Origin of the sequence: Rhodanobacter sp. OR92 (assembly GCF_000427545.1) — a bacterium.
Taxonomy (GTDB): domain Bacteria; phylum Pseudomonadota; class Gammaproteobacteria; order Xanthomonadales; family Rhodanobacteraceae; genus Rhodanobacter; species Rhodanobacter denitrificans.
In genome coordinates this window covers 518,658-533,563 of record NZ_ATYF01000001.1, presented here as the reverse complement: position 1 = coordinate 533,563, position 14,906 = coordinate 518,658, and the positions used below count along the sequence as shown (strand labels likewise).

Genomic DNA, 14,906 nt, shown 5'->3' with positions numbered 1-14,906 from the left:
CAAAATCCGCAAGCCGCAGTATTGCTGGCTTGTGGAGCTTTGGTGGGGAAAGAAATTCGGGCGGGTGGAAATGATAAGCGGCGAGGTCGTTTCTGTCCACCTCACAGAACGTGAATCCGGGCATTCCCTGGCTCTTTTGCGCCGAGCGGTCGGCGCTACACTAGGCCACTGTTTTGCCGGAGTCCGATGCCCCATGCGTGCTGCCGTACTGCTCGATCCCGCCCGTCTCGATCGTCCGGATACCACGGTTCAGCACCAGCCTTTCCCGTTCATGATGGCGCACGGTCAGTTGCCCGACGAAGTGCGCGACGACCTGGATCGCGACTTTCCGCGATACGCCAGCGCCGGCTTTTTCCCCTACGACCTGGCCGACTGCGGCCCGAGCGTCAACGCGCTGATCGAGAGCATGACCGCGCCGGCGTTTGCCCGTGCCATCGGCGCGCGCCTGGGCGTCGAGCATCTCGACCAGTACCCGACCCTGGTGACACTGTGCCGCCTGCTCAACAAGCGCCACGGCACCATCCATACCGACAGCAAGTCCAAGGTGGTCACCGCGCTGATCTATCTGAACCCGCAATGGCCGGACACCAGCGACGGCTGCTTGCGCTTTCTGCGCAAGATCGACGACATCGACAGCATCGTGGCACCGGAGCTGGCGCCGCTCTACGGCGAGTTCGCCGTGTTCAAGCGCTGCGAGAACTCCTTCCACGGCCACTTGCCTTACGAAGGCGAGCGGCGGGTGATCCAGGTGGCCTGGCTGACCAGCGAAGAAGAGAAGCGGCGCAAGACGAAACGCGGCAAGTTCTCACGCGCTTTCAAGAAATTGTTCGGTAGTTTCGATACCCGGCTGGGCGCAGGCCGCGATCGCAACGCTTCGCATCGCGACTGAATCCGATCACGCCGTGGGCGCACCATGCTGGCGCTGGCGGCTCAGCGCGGCGCGGCGATCATGTCGTCCAATTGCCATGACCCTGCTGCACGCCCCGCCAGCCAGTGTGCTGCGTGCAAGGCGCCACGCGCGAGGATCGTGCGGTCGGTGGCGCGATGGATCAGCTCCAGTCGTTCGCCCTGCCCAATCAGCATGGCGGTGTGTTCGCCCACGATGTCGCCGCCGCGTACCACGGCGAAACCGATGCTGCCTTCGTTCCGCTCGCCGGTACGGCCTTCACGGCTGCAGACCGCCGCTGCTTCCAGCGTGGTGTCGCGTGCCACCGCCGCCGCCCGGCCGAGCGCCAACGCGGTACCGGACGGCGCATCCTGCTTGCGGCCGTGGTGCGCCTCGACGATTTCCAGATCCCAGTCCGGCAGGGCCGCCGCTGCCTCGCGCAGCAGGCGCGTCAACACCGCCACGCCCAGGCTGAAATTGGCGGCGCGCAGGATCGCGATGCGCCGGGCGGCATCGGCCAGCCGCGCCTCGAGCGCGGCGTCGATGCCGGTAGTGCCGCTGACCAGCGCCGCACCTTGCGCGAGGCAATGATCGAGCGCATGTGCCAGCGCGGCGGGACTGCTGAAGTCGATGACGACATCGATCGGCGGCGCGTGCAGCCAGTCATGTGCATAACGCAGGAAACCCGCCGCGGAGCCGGGCACCGGCTGGCCGTCGTGAACCGAACCGGGCGCCACCACGGCATGCACCAGTTCGATGTGCTCGTCCCCGCCGAGCAGGTCGAGCAGCGCGCGGCCCATGCGACCAGAGGCGCCGCTCAAGGCAAGGCGAAGGGGACGGGTCATGGGCGGCGCGCTCGCAGAGTCGGGGCGTACATGCTAACCGCGCAACGGGATTTACGCGGTGACCTTGGACCAGAATTTCTTCACGCCGTCGACCCAGCCCTTGGCACGCGGCGTATGCTTGCCGGCGTCGCTGCTCTCGAAGGTGGCTTCCAGCGACTCCAGCAATTCGCGCTGTTGCCTGGTCAGCCGCACCGGCGTCTCCACCACCACGCGGCAGATCAGGTCGCCGTGGCGGCTGCTGCGCACCGACTTGACACCGCGACCGCGCAGGCGGAACTGGGTGCCAGTCTGGGTTTCCGGCGGAATGCTGACCGGTACTTCGCCCTCCAACGTCGGCACCGGCAGTTCGGCCCCCAGAGCCGCCTGCGAGAAACGGATCGGCAATTCGCAGTACAGGTCGTTGCCGTCTCGCTGGAAGATGTCGTGCTCGCGCACGCGCACTTCCACGTACAGGTCACCGGCCGGTGCGCCGGCCGGGCCGGCCTCGCCCTGCCCGGAAAGGCGAATGCGGTCGCCGTTGTCGACGCCTTCGGGGATCTGCACCGACAGCGTGCGGTTTTCCTCCAGACGGCCTTCGCCGTGGCACTTCTTGCACGGCTTTTCAATCGCCTGGCCGCTGCCGCCGCAATGCGGGCAGGCCTGCTGGATCGAGAAGATGCCGTTCTGCATGCGTACCTGGCCGTGGCCGTGGCAGGTCTTGCACTTGCTGATCTTGCCGTCCTCCGAGCCGCTGCCGTTGCAATGGTGGCAGTTGACCTGGGTCGGCACCTCGATCTGCCGGCTGACGCCGAACACGGCCTCCTCCAGGTCCAGCTCGATGATGTAGCGCAGGTCGGCGCCGCGTCGAGGCCGACCACGCCCGCCGCCGCTGCGGCCGAAGATGTCGCCGAAGATGTCACCGAAGATGTCGCCCATGTCGCCGAAGCTGGCGCCGCCGCGACCGCCGCCCATGCCGTTCTCGAAGGCGGCGTGGCCGTGCTGGTCGTACATCGCGCGCTTCGACGCGTCGGACAGGACTTCGTAGGCCTCCTTGGCCTCCTTGAACTTGTCCTGCGCGGTCGGGTCGTCCGGGCAGCGGTCCGGGTGGTATTTCATTGCCAGCCGGCGGAAGGATTTCTTCAGTTCGGCTTCGCCAACGCTGCGCTCGACGCCCAGCACCTCGTAGTAGTCACGCTTGCTCATTCATGCATCCACACTGCTTGTCACCACTCCGGCCGGCGAGGTCGACGGTCCCGCATACCCAATCAACAGACAGCCCGTGCCGGGGTTTCCCGGCACGGGCTGATTCATCGGCCGTGCCGACAATGCTTGCCGATTACTTCTTGTCGTCCTTCACTTCGGTGAACTCGGCGTCGACCACATCGTCGGGCTGGGCCGAGCCGCCCGGTGCGGATTGTGCACCGGCATCGGCCGTGCCACCACCCTGCGCAGCGGCATGGAGCGCCTGGGCGACCTGCTCCAGCTTCTCCACCTTGGCCTCGATCGCCGCCTTGTCGTCGCCGTCCTTGACCTTCTCCAGGTCGGACAGCGCGCCCTCGATGCTGCTGAGCTGATCGGCCGGCACCTTGCCGCCGTGCTCCTTCAACGCGCTGCGGGTGGCGTGCACCAGCTGGTCGGCCTTGTTGCGGGTGGCGACCAGTTCGTGGAACTTCTTGTCCTCTTCCTTGTTCGCCTCGGCGTCGGCGACCATCCGCTGGATCTCTTCCTCGGACAGGCCCGAACCGGCCTTGATCTCGATCTTCTGTTCCTTGCCGGTCTTCTTGTCCTTGGCCGACACGTGCAGGATGCCGTTCGCGTCGATGTCGAAGGTGACCTCGATCTGCGGCATGCCGCGCGGCGCCGGCTCGATGCCCTGCAGGTCGAACTTGCCCAGCGACTTGTTCGCGCTGGCGCGCTCGCGCTCGCCCTGCAGCACGTGCACGGTCACCGCGGTCTGGTTGTCGTCGGCGGTGGAGAAGGTCTGCGAGGCCTTGGTCGGCACCGTGGTGTTCTTCTCGATCAGCTTGGTCATCACGCCGCCCATGGTCTCGATGCCCAGCGACAGCGGGGTGACGTCGAGCAGCAGCACGTCCTTGACCGAACCGCCCAGCACGCCGCCCTGGATCGCCGCGCCCACGGCGACGGCCTCGTCCGGGTTGACGTCCTTGCGCGGCTCCTTGCCGAAGAAGTCCTTCACCGCTTCCTGCACCTTCGGCATGCGGGTCTGGCCGCCGACCAGGATCACGTCGTCGATGTCGGCCACGCGCAGGCCGGCGTCGTTCAACGCGGTGCGGCACGGCTCGATGGTGCGCTTGACCAGGTCTTCCACCAGCGCTTCCAGCTTGGCGCGGGTCAGCTTGATGTTGAGGTGCTTCGGGCCGGACGCGTCGGCCGTCACGTACGGCAGGTTCACGTCGGTCTGGTGGTTCGAGGACAGCTCGATCTTGGCGCGCTCGGCCGCGTCCTTCAGACGCTGCAGCGCCAGCGGATCCTTGCGCAGGTCGATGCCCTGCTCTTTCTGGAACTCCTCGACCAGGTAGTCGATGACGCGCATGTCGAAGTCCTCGCCGCCGAGGAAGGTGTCGCCGTTGGTGGCCAGCACTTCGAACTGCTTCTCGCCGTCGACTTCGGCGATCTCGATGATCGACACGTCGAAGGTGCCGCCGCCGAGGTCGTACACCGCGATCTTGCGGTCGCCGCCCTTCTTGTCCAGACCGTAGGCCAGCGCGGCCGCGGTCGGCTCGTTGATGATGCGCTTCACGTCGAGGCCGGCGATCTTGCCCGCATCCTTGGTCGCCTGGCGCTGGCTGTCGTTGAAGTACGCCGGCACCGTGATCACCGCTTCAGTGATCGTCTCGCCGAGATAGTCCTCGGCGGTCTTCTTCATCTTCATCAGCACTTTCGCGGCGATTTCCTGCGGCGCCATCTTCTTGCCGTCGGAGGTCTGCACCCAGGCATCGCCGTTGTCGTGGGCGAGGATGCCGTAGGGCACGATGTGCAGATCTTTCTGCACTTCCTTGTCGGTGAACTTGCGGCCGATCAGGCGCTTCACCGCGTAGAAGGTGTTCTTCGGATTGGTCACGCTCTGGCGCTTGGCCGAGGCGCCCACCAGCACCTCGCCATCCTTGGTGAAGGCGACGATGGAGGGGGTGGTGCGATCGCCTTCCGAGTTCTCGATGACCTTGGTCGTGCTGCCGTCCATCACGGACACGCAGGAGTTGGTCGTGCCCAGGTCGATACCGATGATCTTGCCCATGTGATTGCTCTCCGAATTTTGCTTGCGGCCCCCGCGGCCGCGATGGTTTCCAGATGGGGGTCTGCCTTGGCGATTCAATGCCGGCAAGGCCCCGGATGCGATTTGGCGATGTCCGCCACCGCGCCGTTCAGGCGGGCGCCAGCAGCGGCGCCGCTCAGTCCTTTGCGACCGCGACCAGCGCAGGACGCAACAGGCGATCGTTCAGTACATAGCCTTTCTGCAGCACGCTGACCACGGTGCCCGGCGCCTGGCCCGGCGCCTCGACCATGCTCACCGCATGGTGGCGTTCCGGATCGAGCGGCTGGCCCAGCGGGTCGACCTGCGCCATGCCGTGGTTCTCGGCCACCTTGAGCAGCGCCTTCAGGGTCAGGCCGAGGCCTTCGCGCATCGAGGCGACGTCGCCGCCCTCCACGGCAAGGCCGCTTTCCAGGCCGTCGTAGACCGGCAGCAGTTCGCTCAGCAGTTTCTCGTTGGCGAAGCGGCGCGCCTGTTCCAGGTCGCGATGCAGTCGGCGTCGCTGGTTTTCGAGTTCGGCCTTTTCGCGCAGCACGGTCTCGCGCAACTCGGCATTGCTTGCCTCCAGCCCAGCCACGCGCGCCTGCAGGTTCTCCAGTTCCGTGTTCGACGATTCACCCGGCTGGCCCTGGACTGGCGTATCGCCAGGCGACTGCGGATCGTTGTTCTGCATGCTCACTCCAAACGATTGTCAATGGCCGGCATGCATGCCGACCGCCCTGGAAAATTGGCGAGAAACCCCGCTCCCGCAGCGGTTATAAGGTCGTGGCGGCGCGATTCAAGGCGTCGCTGAGCAATCCGGCGGTGGCCTGCACCACCGGGATCACCCGCTCGTAGGCCATCCGGGTGGGGCCGATCACGCCGACCGCGCCGAGCACGCGCCCCTGCGCGCCGTAACTGGCGGTGACCACGCTGCAGCCGTCGAGTGCGGTGAAGCCGGATTCCTCGCCGATGAACAGGCGTACGCCTGGCGCCCGCGCGCAAACTTCCATCAACTGCAGCAATTCGTTCTTTTGCTGGAACGCCTCGAACAATTCGCGCAGGCGCTGCAGGTCGGCCAGCTCGGAGTAGCCCATCAGATTGGTCTGGCCGCTGACCAGCACGTCCGGGCCAGCCGGGCCGCTCGCCGGCGGTGCGAACGAGGCGGTGGCCAGCTCCACCGTGCTGGCCAGCAGCTGGTTGAGTTCGCTGCCGGTCTTGCGCACTTCGGCCAGCAGGTGGGCGCGAATATCGTCCACGCGCAGACCGGCGAAATGGCTGTTCAGATAGTTCGCCGCCTGCTCCAGCTCGCGGCTGCCGAGCGGCCGGGCCAGTTGCACGATGCGGTTCTGCACCTGGTTGTCGCTGAACACCAAGATCACCAGCACCCGTGCGTCCGGCAGCGCCATGAAATCGATATGCCGCAGTGGGAAATCGGCCTGGCGCGGCACGGTGACCACACCGGCGAAATGGGTCATCGCCGACAACAGGGTCGACACGTTGCCGAGCAGGTCGCGCGTGGTAGTCGGCCCCGGCGGCAGTTCACGCTGCAGGCGGGCCATCTCCGCGCGCGGCAGCGGCTGCAGTTCGATCAGGCTGTCGACGAACAGGCGCAAGCCGCGCGGCGTGGGCACCCGCCCCGCCGAGGTGTGCGGCGAGGCGACCAGCCCGGCATCCTCGAGGTCGGCCATGATGTTGCGGATCGTCGCCGGGCTCACGTCCAGGCCGGACGAACGCGACAGCGTGCGCGAACCGACGGGCTCGCCATCGACCAGGTACTGGGCAATCAGCGTGCGCAACAAGCGGCGCGCGCGCGCGTCGAGGTCGTGGCCATGCGGCTTGATCATGCTGTCGTAGCAATCCTTGAGACGCTACAGAAATAAGGTCTGCGCGCGCAGCTTGCAAGTGGAACGGTGTCTTGTGCCGCCGGGCTGCCGCTACAATCCCGCCATTCCACCACCAGCCTGCCCATGCTCACTTCGCTCTACGTCCGCCATTTCGCCGTCGTCGAAGCCGCCGAGGTCGCGTTCGGCCCGGGCCTGACCGTGGTCAGCGGCGAGACCGGTGCCGGCAAATCGCTGCTGGTCGACGCGCTGATGCTGCTGGCCGGCGCCCGTGCCGACAGCGGCATGGTACGCGCCGGCAGCGATCGCGCCGAACTGGCGGCCGAATTCGATCTGACCGGACTGCCCGCCGCGCGCAACTGGCTGCAGCGCGAGGAACTGGATGAGGACGGCGGCTGCCAGCTGCGCCGGGTGATCCGCGCCGAGGGTAGTTCCAGGGCCTGGATCAACGGCCGCCCCGCGAACGCCCGCCAGCTCGGCGAGCTGGCCGCGCTGCTGGTCGAGATCCACGGACAGCACGAGCACCAGGCGCTGCTGTCGCGCCCACACCAGCTCGCCCTGCTGGATGCTTACGCCGGCCACGATGAGCTGCTGGCGCAAGTGCGCGACAGCGCCGCGCAGTGGCGCGAGCTGGGTGCGCGCATGCGCAAGCTCAGCGGCGGCGACGATCGCGGCCAGCGCATCGAACTGCTGCGCCATGAAATCGGCGAACTGGAGAAATGGGCGCTGCCTCCTGCCGAACTGGCCGAACTGGAGGCGGACCACCGACGCCTCGCCAACGCCGGCCGTCTGGCCGAAGGCTCTGCGGGCGTGGTCGAGCTGCTCGATGGCGACAGCGAATTCGCATTGCGCCGCGCCCTCGGCCGGGCCCACGCCGAACTCGGCAAGCTGGCTGCGCTCGACGACAGGCTGAACCCGCTGCTGGAACTGCTCGACAATGCCGGCATCCAGCTCGGCGAATCCGCCGACGGCCTGGCGCGCTATGCGCAGGATGTCGACCTCGACCCGCAGCGATTCACCGAAGTCGACAACCATCTGGCCCGCCTGCACGAGCTCTCGCGCCGGCACCGACTGCCGGTGGCCGAGTTGCACGACCGGCTGGCCGCCCTGCAGGCCGAACTGGCCGAGCTCGAAGGCGCCGGCGACGCATTGGAACGGCTGGCGGAGCAACGCCGGCGACTGCAGGACGATTACGTCGGTGCGGCGGCCAGGCTCAGCGCGGCGCGCGCGGCGGCCGGCGACCGGCTTGGCGACGAGGTCAGCACGTTGATGGCTGAACTGGGCATGGCCGGCGGGCTGCTGCGCGTCGAGCTGGAGCCATCCGCCGGCAGCGAGCCGGACCCGCAGGGCGAGGAGCGCTGCGAATTGCTGGTGAGCGCGAACCCCGGGCAGCCGCCGCGGCCGCTGCGCAAGGTGGCCTCCGGCGGCGAGCTGGCGCGCATCAGCCTGGCGATCGAAGTGGCCACTCTGGGCAAGGACACCATCGGCAGCATGATCTTCGATGAGGTCGACAGCGGCATCGGCGGCGCGGTCGCTGAAGTGGTCGGGCAGAAACTGCGTGCGCTGGGCGTCCAGCGCCAGGTGCTGTGCGTCACTCACCTGCCGCAGGTGGCCGCCCAGGGCCATGCGCATCTCAGGGTCAGCAAGTCCAGCGATGGCGACGCCACCCGTACCCAGATCGAACGGCTCGACGCTGCCGGCCGGCGCGACGAGCTGGCCCGCATGCTGGGCGGCGTCGAGATCACCCGCGAGACGCGGGCCCATGCGAAGCAGATGCTGGAGCGCGCGCAGACCGTCTGATCCGGCGACCGCTCACCCGGCCGGCGGCAACATCCCGCGCTCGGTGGCCATCCGGTACAGGTCCAGTTCCGAACCGGCGCCCAGCTTGCCCATCAGGCTGGCACGATGGATGTAGACCGTCTTCTGGCCGATACCCAGTTCCGCCGCTACCTGCTTCGGCGCGCGACCACCGGCCAGCAGCAGGAAGACCTCGCGCTCGCGTGCGGTCAGCCGGTTGATCGGGTCCAGCGCCGCATCCGGCCGGTCGGCCCGGCGCTGGCGCAAGTCGGAGCTGAGGAAGCACTCGCCCTGCATCACTGCACGCAGGCCTGCCACCAGTTCCTCCGGTGCCACGCCCTTGGTGACGTAGCCACTGGCGCCGCGACGCAGCGCTTCGGACACGTAAGGCTCGCCGTCGTGCATGCTCAGCACCACCACATGGGTTTGCGCATGCACGCTGAGCAAATGTTCGATCAGCGGCAACCCGCTGCCATCCGGCAGCGAAAGATCGAGGGCGACCAGGTCGGGGTGCCAGTGTCCCACCGCCTCGACCGCGTCGTCGGCGCTGCGGCACTCGGCCACCACGTCGAGATCGGGCTCCATCTCGATCAGCCGCTTGAAACCCTCGCGAACGATGGCATGGTCATCAACCAGAACGATGCTGTACATCCCACTACTTTACACAGGGACTCCCCGGTCATGCACATCCGGCTCGCCGACAGCCGGGCCGGCCACCGCGCCGCGGCGCACATGTAACATCCGCGCATGCGCCTGAAACCCCTACGCCTGCCCGACTCCGGCCCGCTGCTTGCCGCCGGCTACCTGTTGCTGTGGCTGCTGCTGTGGCTGACGGTGCAGCCGTACTGGATGCTGCCGTACGGCCTGCGTTTCGGCGCCCTGCTGCTGACCCCGGTCCGTTACTGGGGCTGGCTGCTGGGTGGCGAACTGGTCGCCACCGCCGGCATCGGCCTGGCCCATGGCCTGCCGCAGGGCTGGCTCGGCTTTGCCATCGACGAGTTGCCCGAGCCGCTGGTGATGGCCGCCGGCTTGTGGCTGCTGCGGCGATTCAACCTGCACGCCAGCCTGCACAGTCCGCAGGAAGTGACCCGCCTGCTGCTTTCCGTGGTGCTGGTGGTGACCGCCACCACCGCCGTCGACGCCGCCCTGCTGGCACTGGTCAGCACGCCGGGCTCGCCGGAATTGATCATCGGCGTACTCGGCGAGGAACTGCTCAGCCACTACCTGGGCATCCTGCTGATCGTGCCGCTGATGATCATGCTGCTGCGTACCCGGATCGAGCAGCGCGCCCTGGTCAGCCTGTTCATGGATGGGCTGCTGGTGATGCTGCCTTCCATGACGATCCTGCTGGTGCTGTCCGAGCAAGCCGCTCCCCAGCCGCAATTCGCCCGCGTGCTGTCGCTGGCGCCGGTGCTGTTCTTCGCATTCCGCCATGGCTGGCGCGGCGCCAGCCTGGCCATGCTGATCACCAGCCTCGGCATGACCCTGGCCGACCAGCACCTGGGCCACGCCCCCTCGAACGCCGCGGCCTATCTGTTCCTGGCCGTGGCCGGGACCGGTGCGCTGATGCTGGGTTCGGCCACCGATGCATTGCGCCGGAGCAGCGAGCGAGTCGCCGAGCAGAACGTCTACCTGGGCGCGGTCAATCGCCGCCTGGATCAGTTGGCCCATCAATTGCGCGATGCCGCCCGCGGCAACCTGCAGGCGGACGAGAACCAGCGCCGGCACCTGGCCGCCGAACTGCACGACGAACTGGGCCAGAACATCACCGCGATCCAGACCCACGTGAAACTGGCCCAGGCACGCCTGCTGCAGGCCGGCATGGAGGACATCAGTACCTCGATCAACACCATCCTGGCCCATATGCGGCGTGCCCTGCACCGCCTGTTGGACGACCTGCGCCCTGCCGTGCTGGACGAATTCGGATTGCTGCGCGCACTCGACGAGGGTCCGATCCGCGACCTGTTGAACGCCGCCGGGATGGCCTACTGTACCGAACTGCACGGCGATCCGCGCCTGCTGGACGACGACACGCGCACCGCGATCTACCGGCTGGTGCAGGAGAGCGCGACCAACGCCGTCAAGCATGCCAAGGCCAGCGAGTTCCGTCTGCGTCTGCGCATCGGCGAACGCCAGGGCATCGCAGTGGCCCTGCTCGATCTGCGCGATGACGGCACCGGCCTGCCCAGTCGACTGCCCCGGGGCGGTCGCGGCCTGCAGGGCATGCGCGACCGGGTCACTTCGCTGGGTGGGCAGTTCCGCCTGCGTCCCACGCCGGCCGGTGTCCACCTGCGGATTTTGCTGCGGGGCAACAACCATTTCTCCGAAAACAGCCGGTGAAACTAGGAATTTTTCCGATACCGGAAACGTGAAGCCCTCGTTAGCATCCTTCCATCGATGTGGGGGAGCCACCATCGCGAGATGGTGGATCAGGGTCGCCGTGGGGACGGAGGCTCTGAAACAACGGCAGGATGCCGTTTCGCCGCTACCTGGCGAGAGTCAAAAGGCGATGGCGAGCCATTCGCGTCGCCGACCGGCAGGTAGCGGAGCCGCCGCGGGTGGACAGGAGTCCTCCCCGCGGCTTTTTTATGTCCGTCTGCCTGCGCCCTTACGCCCGGGCCGATGCTCCGCGGTCGGCACGCCCCTCAGCTTTTGTGCGCGCGCTGCTTCGGCCGCACGTACAGCACCAGGCTGTGATCCTCGATCACGTAACCGTGCTTCGCGGCTATCTCGTGCTGCAGTCGTTCGATCTCTTCGCTGATGAACTCGATCACTTTTCCGCTGTCCACATCGATCATGTGGTCGTGGTGCTTGCCGCGGTCGAGCTCGTAGACAGCCTGGCCACCTTCGAAATTGTGCTTGACGATGATGCCCGCTGCCTCGAACTGGGTCAGCACGCGATACACCGTGGCCAGGCCGATGTCTTCCTGGTGGGCCAGCAGTTTCTTGTAGACATCCTCGGCGGTGAGGTGCTGTGTGCCCTCCTCGTCGAAGATTTGCAGGATGCGCATGCGCGGATGAGTCACCTTGAGGCCAACCCTGCGCAGCTCTTTGGTTTCCTGTTCCATGACTCACCCCGCACACGGCGTTTCCGAGCCGGTAGTGTATCATCCGACACCTTCACGATCCGGACGCAACACGCATGCAAAAGCTGATCACCCTGCTGGTTTTCGCCATGCTGGCGCTCTCCGTCGCCGGCTGCCATATCGTCTACAAGCCCGACGTGCAGCAAGGCAACCTGCTCGACAAGAAAACCGTGGATCAGCTCAAGCCCGGCATGACCAAGCACCAGGTTCTGGTGCTGATGGGCACGCCTTCGGTGAATACGCCGTTCGACCAGAGCCGCTGGGATTACGTATCGACCTTGGCGCACCGCGGCGGCGCGATGAAAGTGCGTACCTTCACCCTGACCTTCAACAACGACACCCTGGTGCGCACCGAGGGCGATTTCTTTGCACAGGATGCCCAGCAGTTGATCAAGGACAGCAAGAAATACAACGCCGGCTACCCGGTCAACGAGACCCAGGGCGACAAGAGCACGTCACCGGACGACAAGAAGAACGACGGCGGCTTCGGCCAGGGCGGCAATCCGGGCGGCAACGACGGTCATTGAGCTGAGCCTGGCGGGCCGATCCTCAACGAGCGCGTCGACGGCGCGCCTCCATCGGATCAAGTACCAGTGGCCGGCAGATCTCGATCCGGTCTCCTTCGCGCAGCAGCCGCTCTGGTGTCACCCTTCGCGCAAACATGCCGAGGCGAGCTGGATCAATCGCGTCGCCCGGAAGCAAGGCGGCGATTCCCGAAGCAGCAATCGCCTGCATCACGGTGCTGCCATCGGCCAGTTCGACGCGACGCCGGATCGGTTGCCCCGCTCCGGCGTAAACCACCTCGACGCGAATGGTAGGCTCAGCCATAGACCCGCTCCGCCTCGCGGCAGAAGTCGTCCACCATGCGACCGGCCAATCCCTGGAAGCCCAGTTTCAAGGCGCCTCCACCGAGCCGGCCGGCGTAATCGAAATCCAGCGCGAACGCGACCTTGCAGCCGGCGTTGCCCAGCGCGATGAAATCCCACGTGCCTTCCAGGCTGCGAAACGGGCCGTCGACCAGATCCATGCGCAGGCGCCGCGGTGGGTCGATCGTGTTGCGCGTGGTGAAACTCTGGTGAAACCCGGCAAACGTGAGATCCAGCCGCGCCACCAGGGCATCGCCGTTGCGCCCGAGGATCTCGGCCCCGGCACACCAGGAGAAGCGCTTTGGGTATGCTTCAACCTCATTGACCAGGTTGAACATCTGCGCTGGTGAATATTTCACCAGTGCACTGCGACGAATTTCGATCACGGCGATCCTCGATGGTTCTTGCATTCGTCCTTGAATGCGGGAATCAGGAAGCGGCTATCCATGGCTGCACCTTTCAACGAGTCCGTTCCCCACGGGACAGGGCCGACCACAGGGCGACGCGCCCGAGTTTAACGGACATGGCGAAAACGAAGGAAAAGGACAACAAGGGCGGCGGCACCATCGCGCTCAACAAGCGCGCACGCTTCGAATACCACATCGACCAGCGCTTCGAGGCCGGCGTCGCCTTGCAGGGCTGGGAGCTGAAGGCGCTGCGCGCGGGCCGGATCAACTTCGGCGACAGCTACGCGGTCGTGTTGAAGAACGAGCTTTTCCTGGTCGGTGCCTCGATTCCGCCGTTGATCAGCGCGTCCACCCACGTGGTCGCCGAGGACCGACGCACCCGCAAGCTGCTGCTGCACCGCAAGGAGATCGATCAGCTGGTCGGCGCGGTCGAGCGCAAGGGCTATACCCTGGTGCCCACCGCGATGTACTGGAAAGGCAACAAGGTGAAGGTCGAGATCGGGCTTGCCCGCGGCAAGCAGGAGCACGACAAGCGCGACACTGAGAAGCAGCGCGACTGGCAGATCGAAAAACAGCGAACCATGCGCTCGCACAATCGTGCCGCCTGACGCCACCACCTTCGAACCATAAAAAACCCCCGATCGCTCGGGGGTTTCGTGTTGGTGGAGGTGGCGGGAGTCGAACCCGCGTCCGAAGGCGTTCAACGCCTGGATCTACATGCTTAGCTCACCGTTCGATCTCGTTCCGCGACAAGCACGATGGGCGAGGCGCACCGCGGAACCAGCCTGATTGATCTAGCCTAGAACCGCCAGGCGGCAGCGTTCGGCGATCTCATGATAATGACCCTACACCGACGAGCATGAGCACAAGTGGGTTCGGGGCTTACGCCTTAAGCGGCGAGAGCGTAGTTGTCGTCGTTGGCAACTATGAGTTTGCTGCTGGATTAACGAGGAAAGCTGCCCCCTCGGCATGCACCAAGTCATCTCACTACCCCCGTCGAAGCCAGGACACCCCCGGGGAAAACGATCCGACTGCGACAGTATATGGGGGCATGCATCGCAACACCAATACCGCGCGATGAAGCCGGCCATATCGGATATGTGCTGCGCAAACATTGACCAACGTCAAGTCGAGTGTTGTTAGGGTGTTAACGCAACGTCTATACTTGGTGACTGGCGTACTTCCGTATCCGTCGCACTCGTGGGAATGATCTCGATGACTCGATTGCCATTGCTTGGCCTGACCGTGGCCGCAGCCCTCTTTGCCACCAGCCTTCACGCCGAGGGCGACAAGGCCGCCGGGCGTGCACTGGTCTATACCTGCGCCGGTTGTCACGGCGTGCCCGGCTACACCAATGCCTATCCGCAGTACCCGGTGCCGAAAATTGCCGGACAGAACGAGCAATACATCATCAATGCGCTGCAGGGCTACCAGAGCGGGGGCCGCAAGCATCCGACCATGGATGCGCAGGCGCAAAGCCTGTCGGCCACCGACATCCAGAACATCGCCGCCTATCTTTCCAGCCTCGCCAAGTAAGTAGCCAAGGACTTCCCGCATGAAACGTGCGATCACCCTGCTTTCATTCGGCGCCATCCTGGCGTTCGCTTCCTCCCAATTGCTGGCCGCCGGCAACGCCGAAAACGGCAAGCAGAAGGCGGCCACCTGCTTCGCCTGTCACGGCACCGACGGTAATGCGGTGGATCCGCAGTACCCGCGCCTCGCCGGCCAGTACAACCTCTATCTGCAACGCGTGCTGCATGAATACAAGGAAGGCCAGCGCGACAACCCGATCATGAAGGGCATGGTGGCCACCCTGTCCGACCAGGACATCGAAGACGTTTCGGCGTACTTCTCCAGCCTGCCGAGCAAGCTCGACACCCTCAAAGGCCACATCAGCGGCAACAGGTAAATCCGCCGCGGCGTCGTACGAAGAACAAAGGGTCCGC

Annotated in this window: 16 protein-coding genes and 1 other RNA gene; 7 read left to right on the top strand and 10 right to left on the bottom strand. The window is 65.8% G+C overall.

Annotated features, from left to right (window positions below; genetic code table 11):
* Positions 1–193 precede the first annotated feature (193 nt).
* Positions 194–889 carry a 2OG-Fe(II) oxygenase gene (locus RHOOR92_RS0102715; protein ID WP_007508253.1) on the top strand — a complete coding sequence of 232 codons (696 nt, stop codon included), beginning with the start codon at positions 194–196 and terminating at the stop codon, positions 887–889.
* A 41-nt stretch (positions 890–930) separates the two neighbouring features.
* Here RHOOR92_RS0102715 and dapB read toward each other — a convergent pair whose 3' ends face one another.
* The 5 genes from dapB to hrcA all read right to left on the bottom strand — a co-directional run bounded on the left by dapB (position 931) and on the right by hrcA (position 6,807).
* Complete coding sequence (dapB, locus tag RHOOR92_RS0102710) at positions 931–1,731, bottom strand: 4-hydroxy-tetrahydrodipicolinate reductase (protein WP_027489525.1); 801 nt, start codon at positions 1,729–1,731, stop codon at positions 931–933.
* 51 nt (positions 1,732–1,782) lie between these two features.
* The gene (dnaJ, locus tag RHOOR92_RS0102705) at positions 1,783–2,913 is read right to left on the bottom strand and encodes a molecular chaperone DnaJ (protein WP_027489524.1); all 1,131 of its coding nucleotides are present in this window, start codon (positions 2,911–2,913) and stop codon (positions 1,783–1,785) included.
* Between the two features lie 133 nt (positions 2,914–3,046).
* Positions 3,047–4,966 carry a molecular chaperone DnaK gene (dnaK, locus tag RHOOR92_RS0102700; RefSeq protein ID WP_007508248.1) on the bottom strand — a complete coding sequence of 640 codons (1,920 nt, stop codon included), beginning with the start codon at positions 4,964–4,966 and terminating at the stop codon, positions 3,047–3,049.
* 154 nt (positions 4,967–5,120) lie between these two features.
* Positions 5,121–5,654: a nucleotide exchange factor GrpE gene (gene grpE, locus RHOOR92_RS0102695; RefSeq protein ID WP_027489523.1), complete on the bottom strand. Its 534-nt coding sequence runs from the start codon at positions 5,652–5,654 to the stop codon at positions 5,121–5,123.
* An 82-nt stretch (positions 5,655–5,736) separates the two neighbouring features.
* Positions 5,737–6,807 carry a heat-inducible transcriptional repressor HrcA gene (gene hrcA, locus RHOOR92_RS0102690; protein WP_027484961.1) on the bottom strand — a complete coding sequence of 357 codons (1,071 nt, stop codon included), beginning with the start codon at positions 6,805–6,807 and terminating at the stop codon, positions 5,737–5,739.
* Between the two features lie 123 nt (positions 6,808–6,930).
* Here hrcA and recN point away from each other — a divergent pair, with 123 nt between their 5' ends.
* Complete coding sequence (gene recN, locus RHOOR92_RS0102685) at positions 6,931–8,604, top strand: DNA repair protein RecN (RefSeq protein WP_015447693.1); 1,674 nt, start codon at positions 6,931–6,933, stop codon at positions 8,602–8,604.
* Between the two features lie 12 nt (positions 8,605–8,616).
* Here the strand turns inward: recN and RHOOR92_RS0102680 are convergent, their stop codons facing one another.
* The gene (locus RHOOR92_RS0102680) at positions 8,617–9,252 is read right to left on the bottom strand and encodes a response regulator transcription factor (protein ID WP_015447694.1); all 636 of its coding nucleotides are present in this window, start codon (positions 9,250–9,252) and stop codon (positions 8,617–8,619) included.
* Between the two features lie 96 nt (positions 9,253–9,348).
* Between RHOOR92_RS0102680 and RHOOR92_RS0102675 the strand changes: the two genes are divergently transcribed.
* Complete coding sequence (locus RHOOR92_RS0102675) at positions 9,349–10,941, top strand: MASE1 domain-containing protein (RefSeq protein ID WP_007508237.1); 1,593 nt, start codon at positions 9,349–9,351, stop codon at positions 10,939–10,941.
* A gap of 305 nt (positions 10,942–11,246) precedes the next feature.
* Here RHOOR92_RS0102675 and fur read toward each other — a convergent pair whose 3' ends face one another.
* Positions 11,247–11,669, bottom strand: a complete 423-nt coding sequence (fur, locus tag RHOOR92_RS0102670) for a ferric iron uptake transcriptional regulator (RefSeq protein ID WP_007508235.1) — start codon at positions 11,667–11,669, stop codon at positions 11,247–11,249.
* A 74-nt stretch (positions 11,670–11,743) separates the two neighbouring features.
* Here fur and bamE point away from each other — a divergent pair, with 74 nt between their 5' ends.
* Positions 11,744–12,214 (top strand): outer membrane protein assembly factor BamE, encoded by a 471-nt coding sequence (gene bamE / locus RHOOR92_RS0102665; protein WP_007508233.1) that lies wholly within the window; start codon positions 11,744–11,746, stop codon positions 12,212–12,214.
* Between the two features lie 22 nt (positions 12,215–12,236).
* Here bamE and RHOOR92_RS19160 read toward each other — a convergent pair whose 3' ends face one another.
* Both RHOOR92_RS19160 and RHOOR92_RS0102660 read right to left on the bottom strand, forming a co-directional pair.
* On the bottom strand, positions 12,237–12,515 hold the full coding sequence (locus RHOOR92_RS19160) for an RnfH family protein (protein WP_015447695.1): 279 nt from the start codon (positions 12,513–12,515) through the stop codon (positions 12,237–12,239).
* Entirely contained in the window at positions 12,508–12,939 is a 432-nt protein-coding gene (locus RHOOR92_RS0102660) for a type II toxin-antitoxin system RatA family toxin (protein ID WP_007508228.1), read from the bottom strand. Before RHOOR92_RS0102660 ends, RHOOR92_RS19160 begins: the two co-directional genes overlap by 8 nt.
* Before the next feature lie 137 nt (positions 12,940–13,076).
* Here RHOOR92_RS0102660 and smpB point away from each other — a divergent pair, with 137 nt between their 5' ends.
* Positions 13,077–13,568, top strand: a complete 492-nt coding sequence (smpB, locus tag RHOOR92_RS0102655) for an SsrA-binding protein SmpB (protein WP_007508226.1) — start codon at positions 13,077–13,079, stop codon at positions 13,566–13,568.
* A gap of 52 nt (positions 13,569–13,620) precedes the next feature.
* Here smpB and ssrA read toward each other — a convergent pair.
* Positions 13,621–13,975: a transfer-messenger RNA gene (ssrA, locus tag RHOOR92_RS19155) on the bottom strand.
* A gap of 200 nt (positions 13,976–14,175) precedes the next feature.
* Between ssrA and RHOOR92_RS0102650 the strand changes: the two genes are divergently transcribed.
* Both RHOOR92_RS0102650 and RHOOR92_RS0102645 read left to right on the top strand, forming a co-directional pair.
* Positions 14,176–14,496 carry a cytochrome c gene (locus RHOOR92_RS0102650; RefSeq protein WP_015447696.1) on the top strand — a complete coding sequence of 107 codons (321 nt, stop codon included), beginning with the start codon at positions 14,176–14,178 and terminating at the stop codon, positions 14,494–14,496.
* A gap of 19 nt (positions 14,497–14,515) precedes the next feature.
* Positions 14,516–14,869 carry a cytochrome c gene (locus RHOOR92_RS0102645; RefSeq protein WP_007508221.1) on the top strand — a complete coding sequence of 118 codons (354 nt, stop codon included), beginning with the start codon at positions 14,516–14,518 and terminating at the stop codon, positions 14,867–14,869.
* Positions 14,870–14,906: the final 37 nt, after the last annotated feature.